This is a genomic window from Synechococcus sp. MEDNS5, assembly GCF_014279875.1.
Classification (GTDB): Bacteria; Cyanobacteriota; Cyanobacteriia; order PCC-6307; family Cyanobiaceae; genus Synechococcus_C.
Genome location: NZ_CP047952.1, coordinates 2,033,281 through 2,052,287, shown reverse-complemented (window position 1 = coordinate 2,052,287; position 19,007 = coordinate 2,033,281). Strand labels below are relative to the sequence as shown.

Below are 19,007 nucleotides of genomic sequence, written 5' to 3'. Positions count from 1 at the left end.
AATCATGTCTGCATCCAATAACTTCATTACGCGACCGGTTCTCACAACGGTTTGCAGCATTCTCATTGTGATTGTTGGCCTGATTGCTATCCCAATCCTGCCGATTGAGAACCTTCCAGACATTGCTCCACCCACGGTGAAGGTGAGAGCGACTTACACCGGTGCTGATGCGGTGTCCGTTGAAGAAGGCGTCACCACCGTTCTGGAACAGCAGATCAACGGTGTGGAGAACATGGATTTCATCAAATCCAACAGTTCTTCCGATGGCGTAAGTGCAATCGATGTTGCCTTCGCCAGTGGCACTGATGGCGACATCAACCAGGTGAACGTTCAGAACAGGGTGTCGCTGGCAGAACCGCAGCTCCCCGAGGAGGTGCGAAAGGCTGGAGTCACCGTTAATAAGGCATCCAATTCCATCCTGCTGGTTTACAACTTCGGCAGCGCTGATCCCGAGCAGATTCTCTACAGCGCGGAAACGATCAGTGGTCTTCTCGATCTCAAGCTCACTGACTCGATCAAACGGGTCACCGGTGTGGGTGACCTCACTTATTTCGGCAATCGCAAACTGGCCTTCCGTCTTTGGCTCGATCCAAACAAGTTGTCCACATTTGGGCTCACCTCCACGGATGTGGTGAACCAGCTCAGCAGTCAGAACCGACTGGTTCCAGCCGGCCAGGTGGGCGGTGAACCGTCGCCGAAGGGGCAGGAGTTCACCTTCACCGTTCAGCTTCAGGGGCGTCTGCGCAGCGTTGAAGAATTTGAAAACATGATCGTGCGGACGGCCGACGAAGGTGGTCTGGTGCGGTTGCGCGATGTGGGCAGCGTGCAGCTCGGTGGTGAGTCCTATGCGGTCAGCGCCACGGATCTCCAGGGAGTGCCATCGGTGGGCCTCGCTGTTTATCAGCTCACAGGCAGTAACGCGCTTGAAGTGTCAGACGGTGTCAAGAAGGTGCTGGCTGAATTCGAGAAGACCATGCCGATCGGCATGAAGATGGAGAAGATCTATGACAACACCGACTTCATCACAGCATCGATCAAAGGAGTCGTGAACTCCCTTCGGGATGCTGTGATTCTGGTGGTACTGATTCTGTTTCTGTTTCTGCAGAACTGGAAGGCGACCCTGGTTCCTGGAATTGCAATTCCTGTCGCACTGATTGGAACCTTCGGGCTGGTTTTGGCCTTTGGTTTCTCGCTGAATCAGCTCACCCTCTTCGGCCTTGTTTTGGCCACAGGTCTCGTTGTTGATGATGCGATCACGGTGATTGAAGACACCTCCAGCAAAAAGTCGGAGGGAATGAGTGCACTTGATGCGGCCAAATCAACGATGGACGAGTTGTTCTCAGCCATCATCGCCACCTCTCTTGTGAAATTCGCCGTGTTCTTGCCGGTGCTCTTCTTCCCAGGCGCGACAGGAACGATCTACAAGCAATTCGCTGCCACGGTGATTTTCTCGATTGCCATTTCCACCTTCAACGCGCTCACGTTCTCGCCGATGCTTTCGGCTCTCTTGCTGGCGCGGGAATCGAAGGACCCTGGCCGCAAGGTGTATTCCATCGCTGGAGCCGTGATCGGTTTCATCTATGGACTTCTGGTGGTGGGTGATGGTGCGGCGCTGGTGCTGGTGCCGACCATCGTTGGCGCCCTGATCGGGCTGCTCCTCTCTCGCTTCCTTCAACGTCCTGCTGTTCTCCCCTTCACCATCGGTGGAGCCATTGCCGGGTTGGTGCTTGTGGGTGTGAGCCGGATTCTTCCGGTGATTTTCTATCCCGCTTTAGGCCTCACTCTCGGTTGGTTCACTCCGGTGATCTTCAGCAACTTCAATCGCTTCTATGCGGCGATGGAAAGCCGCTATTCCTCTGCTTTGAACTGGGCCCTGGAATCACGCCGGCTTGTGATGGGGATTCTGGGCGTAGGCATCCTTCTCACCGCTGTTGCGTTCCGTGCGATCCCCGGGGGCTTCGTCCCGATTGAGGACCAGGGCTATGCCATCGGAGTTGTCCAGGCTCCTGAAGGTGTGTCCACCCAGGTGACTGAAGCCATCAACCAAAAGGTGGCCGCTGTCTTGAGAACCGAGAAAGACATCACAGCCGCATCGGTGTTCAGCGGAGCCAGCCTTGATGGAAACAGCCCGAATAAGGGTCTGTTTTTCTTCGGTACGAAGAATTGGTCTGATCGCAAGGAAAGAGACCAGAACGTGGGCGCCATCGTTGAGCGACTCAATCAGAAATTGGCTGCTTCGATTGATGGTGCACGGGTCATCGTGGTTGAGCCTCCTGCCATTCCTGGTTACGGAACCGGAGGCGGCTTTGAATTCCAATTGTTGGATCAAAGCGGGGGTGCTTACAACCTTGCTGATCTCTATGCCACGGCTGGACGCCTCGTGCAGGCAGGCAATGCCGATCCTGATCTCAACAGGGTTTACACCCTTTTCTCCCCTGAGTCTCCCCAGATCGAGATCAAGGTTGATCGTGAGCGCATGGCGGCCGTCGATGTGGACTTTGGCTCTGCGATGCAGACCTTCAGCGTCAATTTTGGAGGTCTGTATGTGAACGACACCTTCCAGGAAGGCAAGGTGCGACGTGTTTATGTGCAAGCTGATGCGGAGAGCAGGGCCACACCCGAGAAACTCTCATCGATTTACGTGAAGGATCAGGCCGGTGAGCAGATTCCGTTGTCCGAGTTCTTCACCGTTCGCGAAACTCTCGGTCCAACGGTTGTTCCACATTTCAACCTTTACCGGGCGATCAAAATCGAGGGCACGCCAGCCGCTGGCAAGAGTTCTGGCCAGGCGATCACCGCAATGAAGGGCACTTTCCAAACCTTGAATCCCCAAGGGCTCAGTTTCGATTGGACGGGTATTTCCCGTGAAGAGGTGAAAGCGGGGGCTCTGGCGGTCGTGATTTTTGCTCTGGGCATCCTTGCGGTGTACCTGGTGCTCTCGGCTCAATACGAAAGCTATTCAGATCCGTTGATCATCCTGATGACGGTTCCGACGGCAATGCTCGGGGCTCTGGTGTTTCTGGCGCTGCGGGGTGAGGTGCTGAATGTGTACGCGCAGGTGGGCCTGGTGATGCTGATCGGGCTCGCTGCCGGTAACGGCATCCTGATCGTTGACATGGCCAACCAGCGCATGCAGGCCGGTGCCAATGCTCTGGAAGCTGCACGCTTTGCAGCAGGATCCAGGCTCAGACCGATTCTGATGACGGCGATTTCATCGCTGTTCGGCTTTATCCCCTTGGTGTTTGCCAGTGGTGCTGGTGCCCGCAGTCAGACATCGCTCGGTGCGGTGGTGTTCGGTGGTCTGCTGATCGCCACTGTGCTGTCTCTCTTCGTGGTTCCCGTCTTTTACGTGGTGATGAAGACCCTCTTGGGTGAGGCGGAGGGGCAGGCGGAAGCGGAGGTCAGCTCATGAGCCAGCCTCAAGAATTCAATGGCTTCAAAGTGTTTTGGTCGGCGTTTGTTGGTGCCGGGATCGGCCTTGTGCTCGCGTTTTTCCTCGAAACCTTCATTCGCAACACCCCTGCGGATCTGTCCAAGAATCGCCTCACCTATCTTTACGGCGTGGTGGTGGCATCGGCGGCCCTGTTCGGCTCATCCATCGAGAGCATGCGCCAACTCCAGGAAGCATCACCTGAAAAGGAGTATCACCACAAGCAACGCGGTCGTCGCAAATAAAAAGGCCCCCCTTGCGGGAGGCTTGGTTGGTTGCGCGCAGAAGCCTCGTTCAGGTGATCACCGTGGGCTTGTCCATGCCGGTGCGCGCCTTGATCTCAGCCAGGGCATTGATGCCGCTGATCATGTCCGCAAGGGCGATCTGAGGATCCTGATTGAGGTTGCCACCGCTGGCGACATAGCTCTCCAGATACACACGGATCGTGGCCCCCTTGGTGCCGGTACCCGATAACCGCACCACCACCCGGCTGCCGTCTTCGAGAAGGATGCGTAGTCCCTGCCCTTTCGTCACGGACTTGTCGATCGGATCGCTGTAGCTGAAATTGTCAGCGCTGCTGATGCTGCGTCCGGCGAAGGACTGTCCCGCGAGTGAGGGCAGCATGGATTCCAATCGGTCGTAAAGACCATGGGCCGCGTCGCTGGGAACGGCCTCGTAATCATGGCGGGAGTAGTAGTGCCGCCCAAATCGATTCCAGTGGTTGTTCATGATCTCGGCCACGCTGCAGCGGCGTTCGGCCAGGATCTGCAGCCAGAACAGCACGGCCCAGAGGCCATCTTTCTCGCGCACATGGTTGCTGCCGGTGCCAAAGCTTTCTTCACCGCAGAGCGTGATCTTGCCGGCATCGAGAAGATTGCCGAAGAACTTCCAGCCCGTGGGAGTTTCGTAACAGTCGATGTTGAGATCCTTCGCCACCACGTCCACCGCGGCACTTGTCGGCATGGAGCGAGCCACTCCGGCGAGTCCGCCGGCATAGGCCGGTGCCACCGTGGCGTTGGCGGTGAGCACAGCCAGGCTGTCGCTGGGATTCACAAAGCAACGGTGGCCCAGAATCATGTTGCGGTCACCGTCGCCGTCGCAGGCCGCACCGAAACGGAAGCCGTCGCCGTTCAGCAAGAGATCCGCCAGTTCATGGGCGTAGGTGAGGTTGGGGTCTGGGTGTCCACCGCCGAAGTCCTCGAGGGGCGTGCCATGGCGCACGCTTCCAGCCGGTGCACCGAGCAGACCTTCCAGCAGGCGACGCGCATAGGGGCCGGTCACGGCATGCATGGCATCGAAGGCCAGGGGAAAGTCGCCGCGGATGAGGTCGCTGATCCGATCGAAATCGAAAAGCTGCTGCATCAGCTCCACGAAATCATCAACGCCATTGATCACCTCCACGTCCATGGCACCGATGGAATGCTTTCCAGGGGCATCAAGGCTGGGGGTTTGGGTTTCAACGATGGTGTATCGCTCGAGTGTCTTGGTGCACTCGAAGACGGCATCCGTAAAGGAGGCAGGCGTCGGGCCTCCGTTGGCACCGTTCACCTTCACGCCGAAATCCCCATCGGCACCACCTGGGTTGTGACTGGCCGAGAGGATGATCCCGCCGATCGCCTGACGCTTGCGGATCAGGTTGGATGCCGCAGGTGTGGAGAGGATTCCAGCGGTGGTGACGATCACCTTGCTGAGACCGTGAGCTGCGCCCATGCGCAGAATCACGTCGATCGCTCGGGTATTTCCATAGCGACCGTCGCCCCCCAGCACGAAGGTGCCGCCCTGAACCCCTGGGAGGGTGCGAAACACTGCCTCAACAAAGCTTTCCAGATAATGCGGTTGTTCGAACTGGCGGCTGCTTTTGCGCAGTCCGGACGTGCCGGGTTTCTGATCAGTGAAGGGAGCGTCCAGACGAACAAGGGTGTGCGTCGGTTCGGCCGAGGCGGATGCGGTCATCCCATCAGGCAGCGGTTCACCGGGAACCTAAACACGTCTGAAGGCGTAAGGGGTGTTCGGCACAACCAGTTGTTGCAGCTACCTTTGATTCATAAGTGGAAGTTACGTCGTATGCAGATCGATCACCCGAATGCAGAACCTCTATCGGAGGAGCAAAAGGCAGTGCTTGATGGATTCCGCAAGCGTCTGGAATCCATGGTGTCCAGCCATGGCCTGACCAGCGATGACATGAACGAATTGATCCGAGATCTGAAGAGCCATCCCCTGATCAGCGCACAGTTGCTGAACGAAGCGCGTTCAGAAGTCTCTCGGCTTCTTCCTGGCCAGCGTTTCAGTTTTGACTGGTCTTAAGAATCTTCAGGCCTTTCCAGGGGGTGGAGTCGCTTGTTTCTGGGGCTTGACCGGTTTGGCGCAGACGACCGTGAGTCTGCGTGCAGGCCTGTCGATGCTGTCGCGCCGCTGGAACGAGTTGGGCGTCGCAGGAGTGGATGCCTGAATGAGCTCCCACACAGCGTCCTTGCAGGCAGCGGGCAGCCGGGGGTGGTCCATTAAGGGGTCAGCTGTCTTCCGGGTTGCATCGCAGAGTTCAGCATCGTTCTCCCGGGAACAGGCGTAGGCCTGCAGTTGAAGCGAGCGCAGCTCGTCTTTCGTGGGAAACGGCACGTAGTCAACATTCGCTTGAGCGACGGGAACCCTCAACACCGCGAGGCTGAGCAGAAGAGTCAGGAAGCGCAAGGTGGGGTGCAGGCCGTGGTTGTCATTCTGCCTCTGATGCGAGGGGATCGGATGCTTTGAGGATCGTCTGACAAGCTCCCGCAACAGCCTCTTTGAGTGCGGGGATGTGGTGTTTGAAGCCATGCTCGGCCCCAGGGATCCAGACCATGCTGATCGACTCGGACAGTGTTAGCCCTGCGACCAGGTTTTTTGCTCCGTAGCGGTCGTCTTCTCCCTGAATGATGAACACGGGCGTGCGGACGTTCGCTCATGCTCTTTCTTCACCACTGCCGCACTTGGCCCGTTGCCGTTCGAGTTTGCGGCGCATGCGTTCGCTGATGCCCAGTTCTGCACCGCGCCACATCCGATCGATCTCTCGGGTGAAATGCGCTGCCAGTTTGGGTGAGTGAATCACCAGCAGGGTTTCGTCGTTCTGATGGGCGGCCGACGGTGACCAGTTGAAGGATCCAGTGATCACTGTGCGCTTGTCAATCACCGCGAACTTGTGATGCAGTTTGTCGCCGCGGGCGAGTCGAGGGGTGCCGACTCCCTTTAGAGCCTTGGCCAAGGGGCGGTTGCCCTTCTCCAACTTGCAGAAACGATCAGGAAGTGCCACCCCGAGTAAGTCGAGCACCTCAGAAAAGGAGCGACTGGCGAAGCCCGGGTCTGCCAGCAGCCGGATCGCCACTCCAGATTGAACGCGTTCGGCCAGCACATCAGTGAGCGACTGGGCTGAGAACACGAACAGGGCCAGATCAATGGTGTGTTCTGCAGCGCTCAGGTGTTGTGCGATCAGTTGGAGGCCATGGTCTTCCGACCGCTTGCTGTGGGGGGCGAACAGCACATCCACCCGTGTTCCATCCACCATCACGCTTTGAACCGCTCGGCTCGGCTTTCCTCGTCCGAAGCGACTGTTCTATAAACCGCCTGGGCCATCCCCCCACAGGATCTGAAATTCCTCTGTGAACAAAGCAGCCAGTTCGGTGCTTTGGATGCTGAGCAGATGATTCACATTCCCACGCGTCCGCTGTGCTCCGCCATCGCCATGAACGCCAGAGCTTGTGAAGTTGGCACTGCCCGTGATCACCAAACGCTTGTCGATCACCATGAACTTGTGGTGCATCAGTCCACTGCCGCGGCTGCCGTCTTCGGTGTCGTCAATGACGGGCACTCCGCCCTGATGCAGCAGCCCCACGGCATCACCAGCGCGACGCTCCGGTGATGTCAACACGCCATCGCCATCCAGGTCGGCCAAGGCTTCCAACCGTCGCAACCTCTGACGGGCGTGGGCTGGCAGATCTGATTCATGTAGGTCTGCCCAGGGTGCGCTGTAGCTGTTTTCAAGAACCACTCTCACGATCACGCCGCGCTGGTGGGCTCTCACCAGCGCGGAGGCGATTTGCGGAAGCGAGAGCTCCTGAACAGCCACCAGCAGTACTTTTCTGGCGGCATCGATCTGTTCGATCAGGTGCCGTTCAAAATCGTCGCCATTGCGCCACTGGCCTTGCAGAGGTGAGCGGTAGCGGCTGTTGTCGCGATGATTGAAGCGAACTGCGATTGCGGCTGGGAGCGGTAGCTTGCTCGGAGGGCTGCCGATCACAACCCCGGGCTGGCTGCAGCCCAGCAGCGTCAAGGTCACCAACGCGAAGGATGATCGCGTGAAGCGGCGGCATGTGCGGATGATTGGGCCGTGGCTCATCGCGCTGGAGCGGATGACAGCAGGATTCCCCGATCTGGCTCAGTGGGGCATTTCAGAGGTGCGCAGCATGGTGACGAACCAGAGACTGCTGAGCACCAAAGCGAGGCCAACACCAGCTCCAATCCCAACCTTGGCCATGGTGAGTGGAACGGCCACTGGAAAAATCATGGCCCCTGCCAAAGGGGTGATGGCCACGAACCAGCGCAGCGGACGATTGGTCATGCTCACCCAATCAGAACCATTCAGCTTTGGCTTCGCTGGCGGGGTTGCTGTTGTCTTCTGGGGTCATCCGCTTGAAGTTGAGAGTGATGTTGCGCTTCTGCTCTCCATCGGCGGCTGTCGCTTCGATGGGGTAGGCCTGTTCGCCGTCGCGGAACGGCACCTGAATGCGGAAGGTGCCGTCGCTGGAGAGGGGCACTTCCTCAGCTCCGATGGTGAGACGGGCAGAGGGGTCGGTGGCTCCATAAACGATCAGCTCAGCATCAGCGACCAACCAGAAGCTGCGCTGACGCGGTGCGACACCGCCGAGCCCTGACTCGTTGCGTCCGCTGGCCCAGAGGCCGGCACCGGAATCGCTGAGCCCACGCTGATCGCCGGTGTGGGAGCCTTCTCGCTGGTGCAGAACTTCTGAGCCCACCCGGCGGCTGCGGAAGTGGGTGGTGGCGCTTTGGTAAAGGCGCTCGTGCAGTCCGCTGTCAGTGGTTTCGATCGGCGTAGAGATTGGCTGGGGGGCTGGCGCTGTGGCCTCGAGACTGAAAGGAACGAACTGATCGAGGATCTGATCGCTTGGATGAAGAGCAGGCACCCTGGCAACTGAAGAGAAAGCCAGGGAAATCCAGTTGCTGCCAGCACGGAATCCGAGCTCAACTCGATAATCGCGGTCGCACATTGGAACGGGTAGATACCACTCGGTGCTGTGGCTATCAACCGGGACTTCCTGAAGGGTATGCGGGTGGGATGAGCCATCTTGAAGCCCAGTGACGTCAGCCAGGCGCAAGCTGAGGTGAGAGGCCCCTGTGCTCTGGGCTTGCCGACGATCTGCATCGGAGATTTCCCAAAACACGTAGGCCCATTGGGGGTCACGTGGCAGGAAAACAACCCGTGTGTTGGCTTGAGGGCGTGTTGGAGGATTGAGTTCGGCTTCAATCGCCTTGAGGTCGCCACCACGGCGTTCCTGTCTCTCGGCTATGGCGGACACCAGGTCCTCCTTGCTCTTGCGGCTGTAGAGCGTCACGCCAAGATCACTAGCCATCTGACGCAACTGACGAAGGGTCAGGCGGGCAAGATTCGTGATGGCTTGCGTCACTGGGGCGTCTCCCTAGTTTCTTTGGGATCAGTCTGGAGGAAAAATCCTTTTTTCAAACAACCGCCCTCTCTGGAGTCAGGATCCTCTGACTGCTGATGCATTGATGCAAAAAAAAACGGGGCTCAGGGCCCCGTAGATCAGCTTGTAAGCACGTTGGCTCAGCGTCCAACGCTGCGATAAGGAACCTTGGAGAGATAGTCGATGTCTGCGGATCCACTGGGTGAGGCTCCCGTTGCTCTGGACAGGCCACGCACCCAGGGAAGGTAGTCCTCGGGGAAGCCACCACGAATGCGCTTGGCTCTTGGAGGCAGGGCCTTGGCGATGCCGGTGTATACGACCTGAGGGAATCCCAGGATGCTTCGGTAGTACTCGTCGTAACGGGGCGTGGTGATGTTGAAGGGGGTCTCACCGAGTTCGCGGCCTGGGAGGACGCGGTTGCGCTGATAGGGGACCGTGTCGTATCCGAAGGCGTTGAGGTATTCCTCGCTGTCGAGAAGGGCGTCCACCATGCCTTCGACACCCTTGGTGGCGATCACGATCGACCAGGCGATCTCTTCGGACTTGCCATGGGTTTTGCGGCCGAGCACTTTCTCGACCAGGTGGCGGACCACCTTGTAATTGGAGTTGAGGTTGTAGAAGCTGCGCTTGAACGTGTCCGAAAGACACAGGCCTCGAATGAAATCCCTGACGGTGATCTGGCCGTTGCGCAGCTGGGATTCAAGAAAGGTTTCGCGATCGCTTTTGAACGCGTGGAAGAAGATCTGCCGGTAGGCCGACTCGATCACCGTCGTGAGGTTCTCCGCATCCATGGAGATATCCATCTGACGCGAACGCTGGTTCTCGTCGGAAGCAACTCTGATGGCAGCGACTCGATTGTTCTGCGTGGTCGGGGCGTACTGCAGAAGGGGGAGTGCCACGCGTTTTGGAATCCACTGGCGTGATCGTAGAAGTGTGAGTCAACGCACCCCTCGACTGCCCTCCTGCGCCTCACAGTCCGTAACAGTGAATCTCACCAGCCGAACGGTGAGCTCACCGTTTCTGAGCTGGCTGCAACGTCTGGGGCTTCTGCTCCCGAGAGGCGTGTCTCGATGCAAAAAGAGGCATTGTTCGACAAGCCTTCCACGGTGCTCGAGCGCACTCTCACGTCGGGGCCGCAGAAGCTAAATCGCTCCCACACCGTCATCATCTCGTAGCTCGTGCGCAGAATCAGGCCGTCGCGATCGTCCATGTCGAAGGTCGATGTCGCAGGAGCTTTCTCGGCATAACCCTGATCTCTGAGCAAGGTGCCGCTGCGGTCAGCCTCAGCTTCAGCCATCAGGGCGAAGCAGGTTTCACCATCGTGTGCATCGCCGTCGCGGTCCCAGGCCATGTTGGCGCTCCAGCGCACATGGCTTCCGCCAATGATCATTGCTGGATCCTGCCCATGCTGCCGGGCCATCACCACCAGGCGGTCATCGCTCGGGGCGAGGTCTTCAACAACAATCAATGACCCTCCAGCTTCAGCGCGCCTGTGCAGAAGATGGTGGACGCTTCGCTGGGATCGCCATTGCCCGCAGCTGAGCCGAAAGAAGCTCAGAGCGTCGGGAATCTCCAGAGTCATGGTGAAAGCAGAGCTTCACTGATGATTGCAGGGGGTCTGCAGCAATCGGGATCTGTCGATTCAGCCGCCCTGGGCGAGGCGTCGGCGACTCGCCGCTTCGGCATCGTTGATCAGTGCGTCGAGTGTGAGCTCGAGGGGGGTGCGTCCGCAGACGTCCGCCAGGGTGTTGAGTTGGTCAGAAATCACTTGAAACTGTCTGAGCAGCTCGTCCTGGAAATCGGAATCGTCGCGAAGCGCAGGTTGCTGCCCGCACCAGGCCTGAATCTCTTCATCGCTGGGTAGCGGTCCACAGCAACGCGGCGCTGCAATGGACTTCAGGGTTGCCAGGCAGTGCGCCTGCAAGCGCAGATGATGGCGATCCAGGGTTGGAAGGAGTGTGGCTTCGATCCGCTCGGCGTCCCCGCGGGTGAGGGGGCCTGTGGGTGATGAAGACTCCATTACGACAGGGTCTCGGTCTCAGCGAGTCTGTCGAGAGGGCTGATCTGAAAGCCACAGGAGTGGCCCGATTCCAGACGCCAGTGCACCCGTTCCACCTGGCAGTCGGGGAACGTCAGCCTGATCAGCTGAAGTTCTTGATCACAGATGGCCGGGAATTCCTCGGCAATGCGCTGTACGGAGCAGTGAAATTCACTGATGCACCACCCGCGACCATCCTCCGCAGGCGCCATGTCGCTCACATATCCTTCGCGACTGCGCAGATCAACGAGGGCACGCACCCGTTGCTCAAGCGGAGCATCGCCGAGATGTTGCCTGTATTGACTGGCTTTCTCATGCGCCTGCTGCTTGAGCAGGGCACCCAGCATCTCGGGGGGGAGGCTTTGGGCCAAGGAGTCCAGCAAGCCGAGGGCGAATGTTTCGCTCCCGTCGGGAAAGTGCTGATGACCGCGAGAGGTGAGGCGCCAGAGGTTGGAGGGGCGCCCTGGCCCCACGGTGACCGCTGTGGATTCCACCAGCCCTTCATCTTCGAGGGTGCGCAGATGCCGCCGCATGGCCTGCACGGAGATGCTCAGTTGGCTGGCCAGTCCGGCCGCGTCGATCTCGCCCTGCCTTAATAGCAGGGTGAGCGTCGCTTCGCGGGTGGGTGCCTGGGATGGAGCGCCCATGACATCAGGATGGTGTCCTCACCATGCCACGGGATCTGGACTCAAGCGATGGTGACCTCGGGACTCAGGTACACGTCCTGAACGGCGTGAATCAGATCCACCCCTTCCTGACGTGGTTTTTGGAACGCTTTGCGACCCATGATCAGACCGCTGCCCCCGGCCCGTTTGTTGATGGCGGCTGTACGGATCGCTTCATGCATGTCGTCGCTGCCTGAGGCGCCGCCGCTGTTGATCAGGCCGATCCGGCCTGAATAGCAATTGAGAACCTGGTAGCGACAGAGATCCACCGGATTGTCACTCGACAGCTCGCTGTAGATGCGATCGTCCGTCATGCCAAAAGACTGGCCGAGAGCTTTGGCTACAGCGGGGTAGCCACCGTTGTTGGCTGGCAATTTTTGCTTGATGATGTCGGCGCCGATGGTGACCCCGAGGTGGACCGCTTGACCGGTGAGGTCCGCGGAGAGGTGGTAGTCAGCTTCGGGCTGTTTGAAAATCGGATTGCGTAGATAGCACCACAACACCGTGGCCAGGCCGCGATCGTGGGCATGTTCGAACAAGGCCGAAATCTGCTGCAGTTCCCTGTTGCAGTCGTCGCTCCCGAAGTAAATGGTGGCACCGATGGCCACGGCACCCATGTCCCAGGCCTGGTCCACCGAAGCGAACAAGATCTGCTCATGCACGTTCGGTGCCGTGAGCAGCTGGTTGTGGTTCACCTTCACCATGAATGGGATGCGGTGCGCCCACTTCCGGGCCACGGATCCAAGAACGCCGAGAGTGGAGCACACGGCATTGCAGCCGGCCTCAACAGCTAACTCGACGATCGCTTCACTATCGAAATAGTCGGGGTTGGGGGCGAAGGAATGGGCCGCAGAGTGCTCGATGCCCTGGTCGACCGGGAGGATGGACAGGTATCCGGTGTTGGCCAAACGACCACTTCCATACATCTGCTGAATGCTTCGCAACACCTGTGGATTGCGATCCGAAAGGCTGAATCGATCCACCACGTGAGCGTTGGGTACGTGGAGTCGCTCTCTGCTCACCCGTGGTTGGGTGTTCAGGATCAGTTCAGCTTCGGCTCCAAGCCAGTCGCTGATCGGACGGTTGGCAATGGCCATGGCGGCAAAAGGTGGTGTTGCGCCGAAGGTAATGACAGCCCACGGATCCGTCAGTGCATGGGCGACATCGCCTCACCGAGATGGTGATCTGGCGTCATTCACAATGGGCGGATCCGTCGGGTGATGGATCCGTGCTCTAGGCTTCAAAAAGGAAACCAAACGGTTTCGTATCTCCCCCGGTTCCGTTCCCCCAAGCCCCATTCCGCGCCATGACAGACGCCCCTGCCGGCACTTCAGAACCGACTGCTGAGAGCCTTGAGGTCATCCGAAAATTTGCTGAGACCTACGCCCAGCGCACAGGAACTTATTTCTGCAGTGATCCAGGTGTGACCGCTGTCGTGCTGAAGGGACTGGCGCGTCACAAGGATGATCTCGGTGGGGCTCTCTGTCCCTGTCGCCATTACGAGGACAAGGAAGCAGAGGTTTCCCAGGCGTTTTGGAACTGCCCCTGTGTGCCGATGCGTGAGCGCAAGGAATGCCATTGCATGCTGTTCCTCACGGAGGACAACCCTTTCAGGGGTGACGATCAGACGATCAGCACCGAAACCATTCACGCCACCGCCGGCTGATTGCCATGACCTCCACGTCCACAAGGGATCTTGTGAGCCAGCCGTACAAGTACGGCTTCGTTACCGAGATCGAGACCGACAAGATCGCCAAGGGTCTCAGTGAGGACGTGGTGCGTTTGATTTCGGGGAAGAAAGACGAACCCGATTTTTTGCTTCAGTTCCGTCTCAAGGCATTTCGTCATTGGCTCACCCTCGAGGAACCCGATTGGGCTGCGCTCGGGTATCCGGCGATCGACTACCAGGACATCATTTATTACGCAGCTCCGAAACAGCAGGATAAGAAGGCGAGCCTCGACGAGGTCGACCCCAAGCTCCTGGAGACTTTTGACAAGCTTGGAATTCCTCTGAGCGAGCAAAAGCGCCTCAGCAATGTGGCTGTGGATGCTGTCCTTGACAGTGTGTCCATCGCCACGACCTACAAAGAGAAGCTTGCAGAACACGGTGTGGTGTTCTGTTCCTTCAGTGAGGCGGTCAAGGAACACCCCGCCCTGATTGAGCGCTACCTGGGCACTGTGGTGGCCAGCAACGACAACTACTTCGCAGCGCTCAATTCCGCTGTGTTCAGTGATGGATCCTTCGTGTTCATCCCCAAAGGTGTTGAGTGCCCGATGGAACTCTCCACGTATTTCCGCATTAATTCGGGTGATACAGGGCAGTTTGAGCGCACGCTGATCGTTGCCGAGGAAGGAGCGTCGGTGAGTTACCTCGAGGGTTGTACTGCGCCGATGTTTGACACCAACCAGCTGCATGCTGCGGTGGTTGAGCTTGTGACGCTGGATGACGCTTCGATCAAATATTCCACCGTTCAGAACTGGTATGCCGGCGATGAGAACGGAGTGGGAGGGATTTACAACTTCGTGACCAAGCGAGGCCAGTGCCGTGGCGCGCGGAGCCGCATCAGCTGGACCCAGGTGGAAACAGGCTCGGCGATCACTTGGAAATATCCGAGCTGTGTTCTTCAAGGAGCTGACTCGGTTGGTGAGTTCTATTCCGTGGCTCTCACCAACAACCGCCAGCAGGCCGATACCGGAACCAAGATGGTTCACGTTGGTCCTCGCACCCGCTCCACGATCGTGAGCAAAGGCATCAGTGCGGGTCACTCCAGCAACAGCTATCGCGGTCTGGTGCAGATCGGCCCGGGTGCTTCCGGCGCCCGCAATTACAGCCAGTGCGATTCGATGCTGATCGGTGATCAGGCCGGTGCCAACACCTATCCCTACATCCGCTCCCAGCAGCCGGATTCAGCTGTGGAGCACGAAGCCAGCACCTGCAGAATTTCCGAAGACCAGCTCTTCTATCTTCAAAGCCGAGGAATCGGTTTCGAAGAAGCAGTGTCCATGATGGTGAGTGGCTTCTGTCGCGACGTGTTCAATCAGTTGCCGATGGAATTCGCTGCCGAAGCTGACAAGCTTCTTGCTCTCAAGCTCGAGGGCTCCGTGGGCTGACGCCTGCATCGCTCCAGAACGAGTTTCATTTTTTTCATTCCGCTCTTTCTTCCACCGTGATCCGCCCCGACGCTGAGCTGCTTCTCGATATCTCCGACCTGCATGCGTCCGTCGAGGATCAACCCATCCTTAAAGGTGTGAATCTGCAGGTTCGCGCCGGTGAAATTCATGCCGTGATGGGGCGGAACGGCAGCGGCAAAAGCACCCTTTCCAAGATCCTCGCTGGTCACCCCGCGTATCGCGTCACCGCAGGGTCCGTGCGTTATCGCGGTGACGACCTCTTCGCGCTGGAACCGGAGGAACGGGCACGCCTCGGCGTGTTCCTTGGCTTTCAATACCCGGTCGAGATCCCTGGCGTCAGCAACCTGGAGTTTCTCAGGGTGGCCACCAATGCCCGCCGGGACACACAGGGCCAGGAAGAGCTCGACACCTTCGACTTCGAAGACCATGTGCGCGAGAAGCTGAAGGTGGTGCAGATGGATCCTGCCTTCCTTGATCGAAGCGTGAATCAGGGATTCTCGGGTGGAGAGAAAAAGCGCAACGAAATCCTGCAGATGGCTCTGCTTGAGCCAGTGATCTCCATTCTTGATGAAACCGATTCCGGACTCGATATCGATGCCCTGCGCATCGTTGCCGGTGGTGTGAATCAGCTCTCAAGCCCAGACACCGCCTCAATCCTGATCACCCATTACCAGCGTTTGCTGGAAGAGATCACTCCGGATTACGTCCACGTGATGGCTGCAGGCCGGATCCTGCGGACAGGAGGCAGGGAACTGGCGTTGGAGCTTGAGCAGATCGGTTACGACTGGGTGGATGCGCAGCTGGCTGCCGAGGGAGTGGCCTGATCATGGTGAGCACCGTGTTGGCACCGGTTCAGAAGCGGGGGCAGGCCAATCTTGAGAAGCTCGGTTTGCCGACCAGACGTCAGGAAGCCTGGCGGCTCACGGATCTCAAGCGGCTGGAGGCCATGGCCTCCCTGCCACCTGTTGATGGGGCTGATCAGCGGTCCTGGCCTGTGGTTGATCAGGGTGTCACCCGCCTTGTTATCGGAACAGACGCCGATCCCTTGGAGGGGATTCAGCTTCCAGAAGGACTGTCGCCTCTGAGCGAGGCCGAGCTTGAGCAGGCTCTTGGACACACCCTGGATCGCTGCGGTTGTGCTGAGGTCTGGCCTGTGGAACTCAACCATGCCCGCAGCCGGCGCGTCCTGGCGCTGCGGGTGCGTGGCTCGGTGGCTCCCCTCGAGATTGTGCTGGCCTCAGGCGATGGTCTGATCGCCACGCGGGTGCTGCTGCTTCTGGAGGAAAAAGCTGAGCTGGACCTGCTTCAGGTGATTCCAGCCGAGCGTGACAACACAGCTGTGCCTTTGGCTCACAGCCATGTGATGGAGGTGCATCTGGGACAGGAGGCGCGCCTGCGCCATGGCTTCCTGGCCAGTGCAAGTGGCGATACCTCCTTGCTCGCCCATCTGGCGGTGGAGCAGGAGCCTCGCAGCAGCTACGACTTCGTGAGCGTGTGTCGAGGTTGGCGCTTCGGGAGGCTCGAGCCCCGGGTGCTGCAGGTGGATGGTCAGGCCATCACCCGCCTGAACGGTCTGACGATGACCGGTGGGGATGAACAATTTGCCACCCATACGGCCGTTTGCTTCCAAGGACCGGATGGATCACTCGATCAGCTTCAGAAATCCGTGGCGGCTGATCGGTCTCACAGTATTTTCAACGGCGCGATTCAGGTGCCCCGCGCTGCGCAGCGCACCGATGCCTCTCAGCTCAGCCGCAATCTGCTGTTGTCCAGCCGAGCCCGTGTGGATGCCAAGCCGGAGCTAGAGATCGTGGCCGACGATGTGCGTTGTGCTCACGGAGCCACGGTCAGCCAATTGCAGCAGGATCAGCTTTTTTACTTGCGCAGCCGGGGCGTGGCTGCCGATGAAGCTGCAGCGCTGCTGCTGAAGGGCTACTGCTGCGATGTGGTGGATCGTCTCCCTTCAGTGGCGCCCTCCTGGCTGGCATCAGCTGCCATCAACGATCCCGCCCGCCCCCTATGACCACACTTTCTCGCGACGTTGGCGTAACGCTTGCGGAACGGACTCGTTCCGATTTTCCGATCCTGGATCAGTTGGGTGCTCAAGGCGACCCCTTGATCTATCTCGACCATGCGGCCACCAGCCAGAAGCCCCAGGTGGTGCTCGATGCCTTGCTCGGCTACTACAGCTGCGACAACGCCAATGTGCACCGGGGAGCGCATCAACTCAGCGCCCGTGCCACCGATGCCTTCGAGGGAGCCCGAGCTGCTGTGGCCCGATTTGTGGGGGCTGCAGGGCCCGATGAAGTGGTGTTTACCCGTAATGCCACCGAGGCCATCAATCTGGTTGCACGCACCTGGGGAGATGCCAACCTTCAGGCCGGTGATGAGGTGCTGCTCAGCGTGATGGAGCACCACAGCAATCTCGTGCCCTGGCAGCAGCTCGCCCAGCGCACGGGTTGCGTGCTGCGTCACGTGGGGATCACCGAGAGCGGAGAGCTCGACCTCGATGACCTTCGCCGGCAGCTCAACAAGCGCACCCGTTTGGTGAGCCTTGTGCACATCAGCAACACCCTGGGCTGCCGCAATCCCGTTGAGGAGATCGCCGCCCTGGCCCATGGGGTTGGGGCGCTGATGCTTGTGGATGCCTGCCAGAGCCTGGCCCACCAATCCACCGATGTGCAGCGGCTGGGAGCTGATTTTCTTGTGGGGTCCTCCCACAAGCTGTGCGGACCCACCGGCATGGGCTTTCTCTGGGCACGGAAAGACCTGCTTGAAGCCATGCCTCCGTTCCTGGGGGGAGGCGAGATGATCCAAGATGTGTTCCTTGATCACAGCACCTGGGCTGCTCTGCCCCACAAATTCGAGGCTGGCACGCCCGCCATCGGTGAAGCTGTGGGCATGGGTGCGGCGATCGCCTACCTCGAGTCTCTCGGCTTGGAGCAGATCGCTGCCTGGGAAGCGCAACTCACCCGTCATCTCTTTCATCGGCTCGAGAGCATCGAGGGATTGCGCATCCTTGGTCCCACCCCTGAGCAGCAGCCAGGACGTGGAGCCCTCGCCACCTTTCTCGTTGATGGCGTCCACGCCAACGACATTGCCTCCATGCTGGATCTGGCTGGCATCTGCATCCGCAGCGGCCATCACTGCTGCCAGCCCCTGCATCGGCATTTCAACGTGACGGGCTCCGCCAGGGCCAGCCTCAGCTTCACCACGACGTTTGAGGAGATCGATCGTTTTGCGGCTGAGCTTCAGGGCGTGCTTGCGTTCTTCAGGGAGCACGGCTGAAGCACGGCGAGAGCCTCGCTCCCCTGGGAGCCGCGCCAGGCCCAGCGCCAGCGCCATCCTTCTTGGGCTGCGATCGTTTCGATCGTGCCGCGTTGGGCGGGCCAGTCGCAGACGTGTATGTGCTCAACAATGGTCTTGATCTGCAGGGTGTCGAGCGCGTGCCAGTGGCGCACCCGATCGATGTAACGATCGAGGTAGGTCTCCCTGGTGTCGTCTTCGTCCTGAAACACATCCACCCACAGCAGCAGACCGTCGGCCTCGATCCGTTGCCGGGCTCCCCGCAGAAACTGAATTTTCTGGCTGTCGCTGAGGTGGTGAATGGCGAATGCGGAATGGATCACATCCACACGTTCCGGCGCGCTGCCATCGGCCGATGGGTTGGGTCGCTCCGCCCAGTGCAAGAGATCGCCCTGCTGCCATCGGCAGGGGAACGGAGCCTGCCCCATGGCGCTAGCGGCCAGAGGCAGCACTGACGCTGCCAGGTCCAGGCCTGTGTAGGCACCCAGGGGCAAGGTTCTGAAGAGGTCGGCCATGCGGGCTAGGTCGCCGCAGCCAAGGTCCACGAGAGTTGGTGGAGGCCGGTGAGCAGGGCGTTGCGCCAGCCATGTCTGCAGTTCCTCGCCTGTGGCGGCAGCCGCCGCCCGGTGCTCAATGGCGTCGTGCTCCAGCACGGTGCGATAGGTCTGCCATTGCTGTTCAAATAGGCTCACTTTCCCTGTCTCCCGTTTGCTTCAGGCTGACAGCGGCGTTCAGGGACAGGGGTA

General features: G+C 59.3%; 19 protein-coding genes and 1 pseudogene. 8 read left to right on the top strand and 12 right to left on the bottom strand.

Going from position 1 to position 19,007, the window contains the following annotated elements:
• Nucleotides 1-4 precede the first annotated feature (4 nt).
• Complete coding sequence (locus tag SynMEDNS5_RS11090; RefSeq protein WP_186583426.1) at nucleotides 5-3,412, top strand: efflux RND transporter permease subunit; 3,408 nt, start codon at nucleotides 5-7, stop codon at nucleotides 3,410-3,412.
• Nucleotides 3,409-3,675 carry a hypothetical protein gene (locus tag SynMEDNS5_RS11085; protein ID WP_186583425.1) on the top strand — a complete coding sequence of 89 codons (267 nt, stop codon included), beginning with the start codon at nucleotides 3,409-3,411 and terminating at the stop codon, nucleotides 3,673-3,675. The genes SynMEDNS5_RS11090 and SynMEDNS5_RS11085 overlap by 4 nt, the downstream gene beginning before the upstream one ends.
• A gap of 49 nt (nucleotides 3,676-3,724) precedes the next feature.
• On the opposite strand, the gene SynMEDNS5_RS11080 is transcribed toward SynMEDNS5_RS11085, so the two are convergent.
• Nucleotides 3,725-5,383, bottom strand: a complete 1,659-nt coding sequence (locus SynMEDNS5_RS11080; RefSeq protein ID WP_186583424.1) for an alpha-D-glucose phosphate-specific phosphoglucomutase — start codon at nucleotides 5,381-5,383, stop codon at nucleotides 3,725-3,727.
• A 111-nt stretch (nucleotides 5,384-5,494) separates the two neighbouring features.
• Between SynMEDNS5_RS11080 and SynMEDNS5_RS11075 the strand changes: the two genes are divergently transcribed.
• Nucleotides 5,495-5,734, top strand: a complete 240-nt coding sequence (locus SynMEDNS5_RS11075) for a hypothetical protein (protein WP_186583423.1) — start codon at nucleotides 5,495-5,497, stop codon at nucleotides 5,732-5,734.
• A 6-nt stretch (nucleotides 5,735-5,740) separates the two neighbouring features.
• Here the strand turns inward: SynMEDNS5_RS11075 and SynMEDNS5_RS11070 are convergent, their stop codons facing one another.
• From SynMEDNS5_RS11070 to SynMEDNS5_RS11025, 10 genes and pseudogenes are all read right to left on the bottom strand, one after another.
• The gene (locus SynMEDNS5_RS11070; protein ID WP_370593535.1) at nucleotides 5,741-6,118 is read right to left on the bottom strand and encodes a hypothetical protein; all 378 of its coding nucleotides are present in this window, start codon (nucleotides 6,116-6,118) and stop codon (nucleotides 5,741-5,743) included.
• 22 nt (nucleotides 6,119-6,140) lie between these two features.
• A complete protein-coding gene (locus tag SynMEDNS5_RS11065; RefSeq protein ID WP_186586033.1) occupies nucleotides 6,141-6,347 on the bottom strand; it encodes an alpha/beta family hydrolase in 207 nt (68 codons plus the stop codon).
• An 18-nt stretch (nucleotides 6,348-6,365) separates the two neighbouring features.
• Nucleotides 6,366-7,796: pseudogene (locus SynMEDNS5_RS11060) on the bottom strand (phospholipase D-like domain-containing protein).
• 39 nt (nucleotides 7,797-7,835) lie between these two features.
• A complete protein-coding gene (locus tag SynMEDNS5_RS11055) occupies nucleotides 7,836-8,018 on the bottom strand; it encodes a hypothetical protein (RefSeq protein ID WP_186583422.1) in 183 nt (60 codons plus the stop codon).
• Nucleotides 8,019-8,028: 10 nt separating this feature from the next.
• A complete protein-coding gene (locus tag SynMEDNS5_RS11050) occupies nucleotides 8,029-9,102 on the bottom strand; it encodes a DUF4912 domain-containing protein (RefSeq protein WP_186583421.1) in 1,074 nt (357 codons plus the stop codon).
• Nucleotides 9,103-9,260: 158 nt separating this feature from the next.
• The gene (locus SynMEDNS5_RS11045) at nucleotides 9,261-10,019 is read right to left on the bottom strand and encodes a phycobilisome rod-core linker polypeptide (protein ID WP_186583420.1); all 759 of its coding nucleotides are present in this window, start codon (nucleotides 10,017-10,019) and stop codon (nucleotides 9,261-9,263) included.
• Nucleotides 10,020-10,111: 92 nt separating this feature from the next.
• Nucleotides 10,112-10,702 (bottom strand): phycobiliprotein lyase, encoded by a 591-nt coding sequence (locus SynMEDNS5_RS11040; RefSeq protein ID WP_186583419.1) that lies wholly within the window; start codon nucleotides 10,700-10,702, stop codon nucleotides 10,112-10,114.
• 60 nt (nucleotides 10,703-10,762) lie between these two features.
• Nucleotides 10,763-11,140: a hypothetical protein gene (locus tag SynMEDNS5_RS11035; protein ID WP_186583418.1), complete on the bottom strand. Its 378-nt coding sequence runs from the start codon at nucleotides 11,138-11,140 to the stop codon at nucleotides 10,763-10,765.
• On the bottom strand, nucleotides 11,140-11,805 hold the full coding sequence (gene sufR, locus SynMEDNS5_RS11030) for an iron-sulfur cluster biosynthesis transcriptional regulator SufR (protein WP_186583417.1): 666 nt from the start codon (nucleotides 11,803-11,805) through the stop codon (nucleotides 11,140-11,142). Before sufR ends, SynMEDNS5_RS11035 begins: the two co-directional genes overlap by 1 nt.
• A 41-nt stretch (nucleotides 11,806-11,846) precedes the next feature.
• On the bottom strand, nucleotides 11,847-12,920 hold the full coding sequence (locus SynMEDNS5_RS11025; RefSeq protein WP_186583416.1) for a class I fructose-bisphosphate aldolase: 1,074 nt from the start codon (nucleotides 12,918-12,920) through the stop codon (nucleotides 11,847-11,849).
• 209 nt (nucleotides 12,921-13,129) lie between these two features.
• On the opposite strand from SynMEDNS5_RS11025, the gene SynMEDNS5_RS11020 reads away from it, so the two are divergent.
• From SynMEDNS5_RS11020 to SynMEDNS5_RS11000, 5 genes are read left to right on the top strand one after another with little or no spacing between them, the layout of a single operon-like run.
• Entirely contained in the window at nucleotides 13,130-13,489 is a 360-nt protein-coding gene (locus SynMEDNS5_RS11020; RefSeq protein ID WP_186583415.1) for a ferredoxin-thioredoxin reductase catalytic domain-containing protein, read from the top strand.
• Between the two features lie 5 nt (nucleotides 13,490-13,494).
• Complete coding sequence (gene sufB / locus SynMEDNS5_RS11015) at nucleotides 13,495-14,934, top strand: Fe-S cluster assembly protein SufB (protein WP_186583414.1); 1,440 nt, start codon at nucleotides 13,495-13,497, stop codon at nucleotides 14,932-14,934.
• Between the two features lie 56 nt (nucleotides 14,935-14,990).
• On the top strand, nucleotides 14,991-15,779 hold the full coding sequence (gene sufC / locus SynMEDNS5_RS11010; RefSeq protein ID WP_186583413.1) for a Fe-S cluster assembly ATPase SufC: 789 nt from the start codon (nucleotides 14,991-14,993) through the stop codon (nucleotides 15,777-15,779).
• Nucleotides 15,780-15,781: 2 nt separating this feature from the next.
• Entirely contained in the window at nucleotides 15,782-16,978 is a 1,197-nt protein-coding gene (locus SynMEDNS5_RS11005) for a SufD family Fe-S cluster assembly protein (RefSeq protein ID WP_186583412.1), read from the top strand.
• On the top strand, nucleotides 16,975-18,243 hold the full coding sequence (locus SynMEDNS5_RS11000) for a SufS family cysteine desulfurase (RefSeq protein WP_186583411.1): 1,269 nt from the start codon (nucleotides 16,975-16,977) through the stop codon (nucleotides 18,241-18,243). The genes SynMEDNS5_RS11005 and SynMEDNS5_RS11000 overlap by 4 nt, the downstream gene beginning before the upstream one ends.
• Here the strand turns inward: SynMEDNS5_RS11000 and SynMEDNS5_RS10995 are convergent.
• Nucleotides 18,207-18,953, bottom strand: coding sequence for a class I SAM-dependent methyltransferase (locus tag SynMEDNS5_RS10995; RefSeq protein ID WP_186583410.1), 747 nt, complete (start codon nucleotides 18,951-18,953; stop codon nucleotides 18,207-18,209). The genes SynMEDNS5_RS11000 and SynMEDNS5_RS10995 overlap by 37 nt on opposite strands.
• Between the last annotated feature and the right edge of the window lie 54 nt (nucleotides 18,954-19,007).

What these genes read in the sequence shown, in the direction of transcription:
- sufR (WP_186583417.1), bottom strand. Translation starts at nt 11,805, where the DNA reads ATGGGCGCTCCATCCCAGGCACCCACCCGCGAAGCGACGCTCACCCTG.
- SynMEDNS5_RS11025 (WP_186583416.1), bottom strand. Translation starts at nt 12,920, where the DNA reads ATGGCCATTGCCAACCGTCCGATCAGCGACTGGCTTGGAGCCGAAGCT.
- sufB (WP_186583414.1), top strand. Translation starts at nt 13,495, where the DNA reads ATGACCTCCACGTCCACAAGGGATCTTGTGAGCCAGCCGTACAAGTAC.
- SynMEDNS5_RS11005 (WP_186583412.1), top strand. Translation starts at nt 15,782, where the DNA reads ATGGTGAGCACCGTGTTGGCACCGGTTCAGAAGCGGGGGCAGGCCAAT.
- SynMEDNS5_RS11090 (WP_186583426.1), top strand. Translation starts at nt 5, where the DNA reads ATGTCTGCATCCAATAACTTCATTACGCGACCGGTTCTCACAACGGTT.
- SynMEDNS5_RS11000 (WP_186583411.1), top strand. Translation starts at nt 16,975, where the DNA reads ATGACCACACTTTCTCGCGACGTTGGCGTAACGCTTGCGGAACGGACT.
- SynMEDNS5_RS11035 (WP_186583418.1), bottom strand. Translation starts at nt 11,140, where the DNA reads ATGGAGTCTTCATCACCCACAGGCCCCCTCACCCGCGGGGACGCCGAG.
- SynMEDNS5_RS11085 (WP_186583425.1), top strand. Translation starts at nt 3,409, where the DNA reads ATGAGCCAGCCTCAAGAATTCAATGGCTTCAAAGTGTTTTGGTCGGCG.
- SynMEDNS5_RS11075 (WP_186583423.1), top strand. Translation starts at nt 5,495, where the DNA reads ATGCAGATCGATCACCCGAATGCAGAACCTCTATCGGAGGAGCAAAAG.
- SynMEDNS5_RS11040 (WP_186583419.1), bottom strand. Translation starts at nt 10,702, where the DNA reads ATGACTCTGGAGATTCCCGACGCTCTGAGCTTCTTTCGGCTCAGCTGC.
- SynMEDNS5_RS11055 (WP_186583422.1), bottom strand. Translation starts at nt 8,018, where the DNA reads ATGACCAATCGTCCGCTGCGCTGGTTCGTGGCCATCACCCCTTTGGCA.
- SynMEDNS5_RS11020 (WP_186583415.1), top strand. Translation starts at nt 13,130, where the DNA reads ATGACAGACGCCCCTGCCGGCACTTCAGAACCGACTGCTGAGAGCCTT.
- SynMEDNS5_RS11080 (WP_186583424.1), bottom strand. Translation starts at nt 5,383, where the DNA reads ATGACCGCATCCGCCTCGGCCGAACCGACGCACACCCTTGTTCGTCTG.